Source organism: uncultured Empedobacter sp., assembly GCF_937930195.1.
Lineage (GTDB): Bacteria > Bacteroidota > Bacteroidia > Flavobacteriales > Weeksellaceae > Empedobacter > Empedobacter stercoris.
On sequence record NZ_CALGVK010000157.1, the window covers coordinates 1 to 6914 of the forward strand.

At 32.3% G+C, this 6914-nt stretch carries 7 protein-coding genes and 2 pseudogenes; 6 read left to right on the plus strand and 3 right to left on the minus strand.

Features of this window, described 5'->3' with window-relative positions; translation table 11 throughout:
* Window positions 1–1180, minus strand: a 1180-nt coding sequence (locus Q0616_RS08885; RefSeq protein WP_298776581.1) for an aminopeptidase P family protein, incomplete at its 3' end; no start/stop codon positions are given.
* A gap of 337 nt (window positions 1181–1517) precedes the next feature.
* On the opposite strand from Q0616_RS08885, the gene rpsF reads away from it, so the two are divergent.
* The 3 genes and pseudogenes from rpsF to rplI form a co-directional block, all read left to right on the plus strand.
* The gene (rpsF, locus tag Q0616_RS08890) at window positions 1518–1865 is read left to right on the plus strand and encodes a 30S ribosomal protein S6 (RefSeq protein WP_171622452.1); all 348 of its coding nucleotides are present in this window, start codon (window positions 1518–1520) and stop codon (window positions 1863–1865) included.
* Between the two features lie 7 nt (window positions 1866–1872).
* Complete coding sequence (gene rpsR, locus Q0616_RS08895) at window positions 1873–2175, plus strand: 30S ribosomal protein S18 (RefSeq protein ID WP_171622451.1); 303 nt, start codon at window positions 1873–1875, stop codon at window positions 2173–2175.
* A 21-nt stretch (window positions 2176–2196) separates the two neighbouring features.
* A pseudogene (gene rplI, locus Q0616_RS08900) lies at window positions 2197–2652 on the plus strand (50S ribosomal protein L9); the annotation flags it as partial.
* A gap of 329 nt (window positions 2653–2981) precedes the next feature.
* On the opposite strand, the gene aroC reads toward rplI, so the two are convergent.
* On the minus strand, window positions 2982–4040 hold the full coding sequence (gene aroC / locus Q0616_RS08905; protein ID WP_260542402.1) for a chorismate synthase: 1059 nt from the start codon (window positions 4038–4040) through the stop codon (window positions 2982–2984).
* 21 nt (window positions 4041–4061) lie between these two features.
* Window positions 4062–5135 carry a 3-oxoacyl-ACP synthase III family protein gene (locus tag Q0616_RS08910; protein ID WP_171622448.1) on the minus strand — a complete coding sequence of 358 codons (1074 nt, stop codon included), beginning with the start codon at window positions 5133–5135 and terminating at the stop codon, window positions 4062–4064.
* Between the two features lie 123 nt (window positions 5136–5258).
* Between Q0616_RS08910 and Q0616_RS08915 the strand changes: the two genes are divergently transcribed.
* From Q0616_RS08915 to Q0616_RS08925, 3 genes and pseudogenes are all read left to right on the plus strand, one after another.
* Window positions 5259–5822 (plus strand): hypothetical protein, encoded by a 564-nt coding sequence (locus tag Q0616_RS08915; RefSeq protein WP_171622447.1) that lies wholly within the window; start codon window positions 5259–5261, stop codon window positions 5820–5822.
* A gap of 25 nt (window positions 5823–5847) precedes the next feature.
* A complete protein-coding gene (ubiE, locus tag Q0616_RS08920) occupies window positions 5848–6588 on the plus strand; it encodes a bifunctional demethylmenaquinone methyltransferase/2-methoxy-6-polyprenyl-1,4-benzoquinol methylase UbiE (RefSeq protein WP_225540333.1) in 741 nt (246 codons plus the stop codon).
* A 26-nt stretch (window positions 6589–6614) separates the two neighbouring features.
* Window positions 6615–6914 (plus strand): annotated as a pseudogene (locus tag Q0616_RS08925) (PorT family protein); the annotation flags it as partial.

Genomic DNA, 6914 nt, shown 5'->3' on the forward strand with positions numbered 1-6914 from the left:
GAATATAGAATCCTGGTTCGTTTGTAAATACCATACCCGCAACAAAATCATCAGTCAACAAACCATAATCATGCGTATCCAGTCCCATGTGGTGAGAAGTACCGTGCATCATATATTTTTTGTAAGCTGGCCAATTTGGATCTTCGTTCTGAACATCAGCTTTATCTAATAAACCTAATCCTAACAATTCAGATGTATAAACTTTACCTAACTCTTCGTGATATTTGTACCAATTATTTCCAGCAACCAATAAGTTTTCTGCTTCCTTTTTACAACGTAAAACGGCATCATATACTTCTCTTTGGCGTTTTGTATATTTTCCATTAACTGGGATTGTACGCGACATATCAGATGAGTAATTTGCATATTCTGCTGCAACGTCAAACAAAATCAAATCACCATCTTTACATTCTTGATTATTTTGAATATAATGCAAAACATTCGCATTATTACCAGACGCAATAATTGGTGTGTAAGCAAAACCTTTTGAACGATTACGAATAAATTCATGTACAAACTCTGCTTCTATTTCATATTCCCAAACACCTGGTTTTACAAAATTTAATACTCGACGAAATCCTTTTTCTGTAATATCACATGCATGTTGAATCAATTGAATTTCTTCTTGTTCTTTAACCGAACGCAAACGTTGCAAAATAGGATTAGAGCGCAAATAAGTGTGCCCAGGATAGTCTGCTTGTAATTGCTTCACAAAACGATCTTCACGAGTTTCTACTTGCGGAGCTTCTGTCACACGGTAATGTTCATTTTTATTAACATAAACATTCTCTGCTTCAACCATTAATTTGCGTAAAACATTTGGTAAATCTTGTAGCCAAAGTACTGTTTTCACACCAGATACTTCTGTAGCTTGAGCTTTTGATAATTTTTCTCCTTCCCAAACAGCAATATGGTCATTTGTTTCACGAACAAATAATACTTCTCTATATTTTGGATCATAAGCATCAGGAAAAATCAATAAAACAGATTCTTCTTGATCTACGCCCGACAAATAAAATATATCACGGTGCTGTGCAAATGGTAAAGTAGAATCGGATGAGATGGGATAAATATCATTTGAATTGAAAATAGCAAGAGAATGAGGTTTCATTGCTTTTACAAATTTCGCTCTATTCTTTATGAATAATTCATTTGGAATGGGATTGTATTTTGTTGTCATAAAATTTTACATTAAATATTATGACCAAATTTAAGAAGATGTTTTCAGAAAAAAAAGGAAAACCCTCGTAGAAACGAGGGTTTTAACCTTAACCAACCTAAACCTATGAAAAAGCCATTAGCCTTTTATGTTGACAAATGTAAGTCACTTTTTTTAATCTGCAAATTTTTTTTATTAAAAGTCAACATTTTTTTAACGCAAACATGATAATTGAATAATAATCAACAAATAAGAGGTTAATAAAAATTCGATAAATATTCATTAGTGATAATTAGAATATTATTTATATATTTGCACCTCGAATTTTAGTATAATAATAACTTAAAAGAAGTTAAAAATGACACATTACGAAACTGTTTTCATTTTGACTCCCGTTCTATCTGATTCTCAGGTAGAGGAAGCAGTTAATAAATTCAATGACTTTGTTACTGCTAACGGAGGAGAAATCGTAGCAAAAGAGAACTGGGGATTGAAAAAATTAGCATACCCAATTCAGAACAAAAGAAATGGATTCTACCACTTAGTAGAGTTTAAAACAGACAACAACGAATTAGTTTCTCAATTAGAAGTAGCTTACAAACGTGACGAACGTGTAATCCGTTTCTTAACTGTGAAATTAGACAAACACGGTGTTGAATGGGCTGAAAAACGTAGAACAAAATTAAAGTCTAACTCTAACAAGTAATTAAGCCATGGCAATTGACGATTTAGCAAAAAAAGCTGCAGGAGGTAACGAATCAGAAATCCGTTATTTATCTCCTTTAGATATCGAAACACAATCAAACAAGAAATATTGTCGTTTCAAAAAATTTGGAATCAAATACGTTGACTATAAAGACGCTGATTTCTTAATTCAATTCGTGAATGAGCAAGGTAAAATTTTACCTCGTCGTTACACAGGAACATCTTTAAAATACCAAAGAAAAGTTTCTAAAGCGATCAAAAGAGCTCGTCACTTAGCATTAATGCCATTCATTGGTGATCAATTAAAATAATAACCTAAATATTAAAATATCATGAACGTAATTTTAAGACAAGATGTAGAAGGTTTAGGTTTTGAATTTGAAGTTGTTTCAGTAAAACCTGGATACGCACGTAACTTCTTAATCCCTCGTGGATTAGCATCAGTTGCAACTCCAAAAAATGTACAAGCATTAAACGAAACTTTAGAAGCTCGTAAAGCAGAAGAAGCTTCATTAATTGCTTCAGCTAAAGAAAAAGCAGCTAAATTAGAAGGTTTAGTTGTTAAAATCGACGCTAAAGTTGGTTCTGGAGATAAATTATTTGGATCTATCAACAATGCTGACTTAGCAGAAGCTTTAGTAAAAGCTGGTGTTGAAATTGAAAAGAAAAATATCAAAATCCCAGGAAATACTATCAAACGTTTAGGAAAATACGAAGCAAAAGTTCGTTTCCATAGAGAGGTTGAAGTAGACTTTGGATTTGAAATTGTACCAGATGCTGCATCTATCAAAGCTGCTGAAGAAGCTGCTAAAACTAGAGCAGAATTAGCTAAATTAGATGCTCAAAAAGCAGCTAACGCTAATAAAGAAGAAGGTTCTTTCTTTAACTTCGATAACCCAATTTACGCTAACGATAAGAAAGCGAAAAAAGAGGAAGTGTCTGAAGAAGTTGCTACAGAAGAAGCTCCATCTACAGAAGAATAATTATTATTCAACTATACAAATAAGAAACCTCGCAAATTGCGAGGTTTTTTTATTTTTAAAATCATCAATTATAGACTTTCTTTTTGATTGGAATAAAAAAAATCCGTTCTTCTTAGAACGGATTTTATAGTATTCTATATATTTCTTGTTCGTTGAAGCAACGTCATATCAGCCAAAACCATTGCTGTTAAACTTTCTACAATTGGTACAGCTCTTGGTACTACACATGGATCGTGACGACCTTTCCCGTGCATTTCGACCATTTCTCCATCTACATTTAGCGTAGTTTGTTCTTGCATTAATGTGGCAACAGGTTTGAAAGCAACTTTAAAATAAATATCCATTCCATTCGAAACTCCACCTTGTATTCCTCCAGAATAGTTCGTTTTAGTTGTACCGTCTTGGTTAAATTGATCATTCATATCAGAACCTTTCATTGAAGTTGAAGAAAAACCTTCTCCGTATTCAAAACCTTTTACAGCATTAATTGACATCATTGCTTGTCCTAATCGAGCATGTAATTTATCAAAAATTGGTTCTCCTAAACCAACTGGTACATTTTGAATCACACAAGTTACTTCTCCTCCAATAGTATCTCCTTCTTTGCGAATTTCTTTAATACGATCAATCATTTTTTCAGCCATTTCTAAATCAGGACAACGAACAGCTGTTTTCTCAATATTCGAAAAATCTAAAACGGAATAATCATTATCTAATTTCAATTCACCAACTCCACTTACATACGCCGTAATATTAATTGCAGGAATAATGTGTTTTGCAACAGCACCACCTACAACCCAATTTGCCGTTTCACGTGCAGAGGTTCTTCCTCCTCCTCTATGATCACGAACACCATATTTGGTTTCGTAGGTATAATCGGCATGAGATGGTCTAAAAACTCCTTTGATATGATCGTAATCGTGAGATTTCTGGTTATCATTCGGAATAATAAAACCAATTGAAGCTCCGGTTGTTTTTCCTTCAAATATTCCTGAAAGAAATTGAACTGTATCAGGTTCTTTTCGTTGCGTTACAATAGCAGATTGTCCTGGTTTACGACGATCTAATTGCGCTTGAATCCAATCAAAATCTAATTCGATTCCACTCGGTACACCATCAATAACACCTCCAATTGCTACACCATGACTTTCGCCAAAAGTTGATATTTTAAATAATCTTCCGAATGTATTCACGATAGTTACAGTTTTTTTATATTAATTTTCGAATTGATAAATCAATGCATTAATATTCATCGTAGCACCAACTGAGGCTAAAATAATTTTATCATTTGCATGAAATTGATGTGGAGCTAAATTACCTTTTTTGATTAAATCAAACATTGTTGGAACTGTTGCTACAGATGTATTTCCTAAAAACTGAACCGTCATAGGATCTATATTTTCAGGAGCTGTTTTTCCAAAACTTTTATATAAACGTTCAATCATCGCATGATCCATTTTTGCATTTGCTTGGTGCAATAATATTTTATTGATATCATCAATATCAAGATTGGTATCAGCTAATAATTCTTTGATTGCTGGTGGAACATTTTTCAACACAAACTCATAAACTTTACGACCTTTCATGTTTATATTTTTTACAGAACCTTTAAAGTTTGGATTTACCGAAACACCATTTGTAAGAAAAGCTAATTCGTCACCTGTATAACTTAATGTTTCGTGATTAAGAATTCCATATTTACGATCAGCTTCTTTTGCTTCTAAAACCACTGCTCCTGCACCATCTGCAAAAATCATTGCCGAACGATCATGTGGATCCACTGCACGAGATAAAGTATCAGAACCAATCACCAATACTTTTTTCGCAATATTTGCTTGTATAAATTGATGACCTAAAATCAATGATTCTATCCAACCTGGGCAACCAAATGTCATGTCATAAGGCTTACACTTTAAATTATTAATCCCTAAGTTATGTTTTACTTTTGCCGAAATAGATGGCATTATATCGATTTGATGTCCTACAGGATCTATATCTCCAAAATTATGTCCAACGATAATATAGTCTAATTCTTCTGGATTAATCCCAGCATCTTCTATTGCTTGTTTAGCAGCAAATGTTGCGATATCAGAATTTAACAAATCGTCTTCAACATATCTTCTTTCTCTAATTTCTGTAATTTCCTCAAATTTACGTGTGATTTCTTCTCCCGTTTTATCTAAACGATTACCATTATCATCAAAAAATTCGTAATTAATAAAATGTTCGTTTGTAACAATTCTGTTTGGTAGGTAATGTCCAGAACCTGTAATTACAGAGTTTATCATATTAATATTGTTCAATTAAAATAAAAAAATAATACCGGCAAAGTTACACATTTCATTAAAATAGTAGATAAAAATATGTAATAACTCATAGCTAATTTAATAAAGTATAATTAATTTAGCAGCATGAAAAAAAATCCATCATTAGTTGGTCTATTAATAGTCTGTGCATTAGCAGGTTTGATTGTGATTGTCTACAATCTCTTTTTGAATAAAAAAGATGGTTATGTAATTGATAATCCATCGAACAAAACATTGACAATTAAAATTAACGATAAAGATTTCACTATTGCTCCACAACAAAATGCGCGTGTAGAACTAAAAAAAGGAAAAGCCCATATCGTTTATACTTTTGACAATAAGAACGTAGACACAGTTGTTGATATTACACGTGCAAATGGATTTATAAATCCAGCGCGTCAAGATTATTATACATTTACACGCCCTTATGGTGTTCGAAAAAATAAAGATTCAATCTTTTTATCAAACAATATTGCGATAGACGATAAAGTTTATCACGGAATTATCGAAAAATCTTCTCAATTATACATCGAAAACTTTTATTACAACATTGATCAAGATTATCCTAAAATGTTCATTAAAAGTGCGAGTAGCGAAAAAGCAACCGATTTATCGAAAATATTTAACAAAGAAGATTTTAAACAATTTTATTTCGAGAATTACGAATAAAATTTAGATTTTATAACTTTACACAATGGCAAATCATCAACACGATAGCGTAACTCCTTACGATTCATCAGATTTAAATAAAAAGAAACAAGTCGAACAAATGTTCGATAACATTTCTCCTAAATATGACTTATTAAACCGCGTTTTATCAATGGGAATTGATATTCAGTGGAGAAAAGATGTCATCAAAATGGTAAAAGCTTCTCAACCACAAACGATTTTAGATATCGCAACAGGAACTGGAGATTTAGCGATAATGATGGGTAAAAATACCAACGCTAAAATTACGGGGTTAGACCTATCTAACGGAATGTTGGAAGTTGGTCGCAAAAAAGTAAAAGAAGCAGGTTTGGAAGAACGTATCGACATGGTACAAGGAGATTCTGAAAATTTACCTTTCTCTGACAATACTTTTGATTGCGTAACGGTTTCTTTTGGCGTACGTAACTTCGAGAATTTAGAAAAAGGTTTAGCCGAAATTAATCGTGTATTAAAACCAGGTGGAACATTTATTATTTTAGAATTTTCGTACCCTACAGCTTTCCCAATGAAACAATTGTATACATTTTATTCTAAAAATATTTTACCTGCTATTGGAAAAATGGTTTCTAAAGATCAAAGCGCATATACCTATTTACCAGATTCTGTTCGTGCTTTTCCTCATGGAGAAGAAATGAAAAATATTTTGAAAAGTGTAAAATTCACACAACCTATTGATAAAAAACTTACATTTGGTATTGCAAGCATTTATAAAAGTATAAAATAAAATTGCTTGTTATTCGTTGAAAGTCTATGAGAAAAAATCTAATCATCGCATTATCGTTAACTGCTGCAAGTATTGCAAATGCGCAGTTTCGCCCAAACAATGACAGAAGTGAAAACCGAACTGAAACTGATCAAAAAAAATTTAGTTTCGGATATTTTTTGGGTACAAATATGATGAATTACAAGATTGTTCCAAAAGCACAAAAGAATCCTTTACCAGGAACTCCTGATAGTTCAGAAGATGACGGAGTAAATGAAAACGGATTAGTTTATTTGGACCAAGAAAGTAAAGCAGGTTTTTCTGTTGGATTAATCGCAAAAATGCGT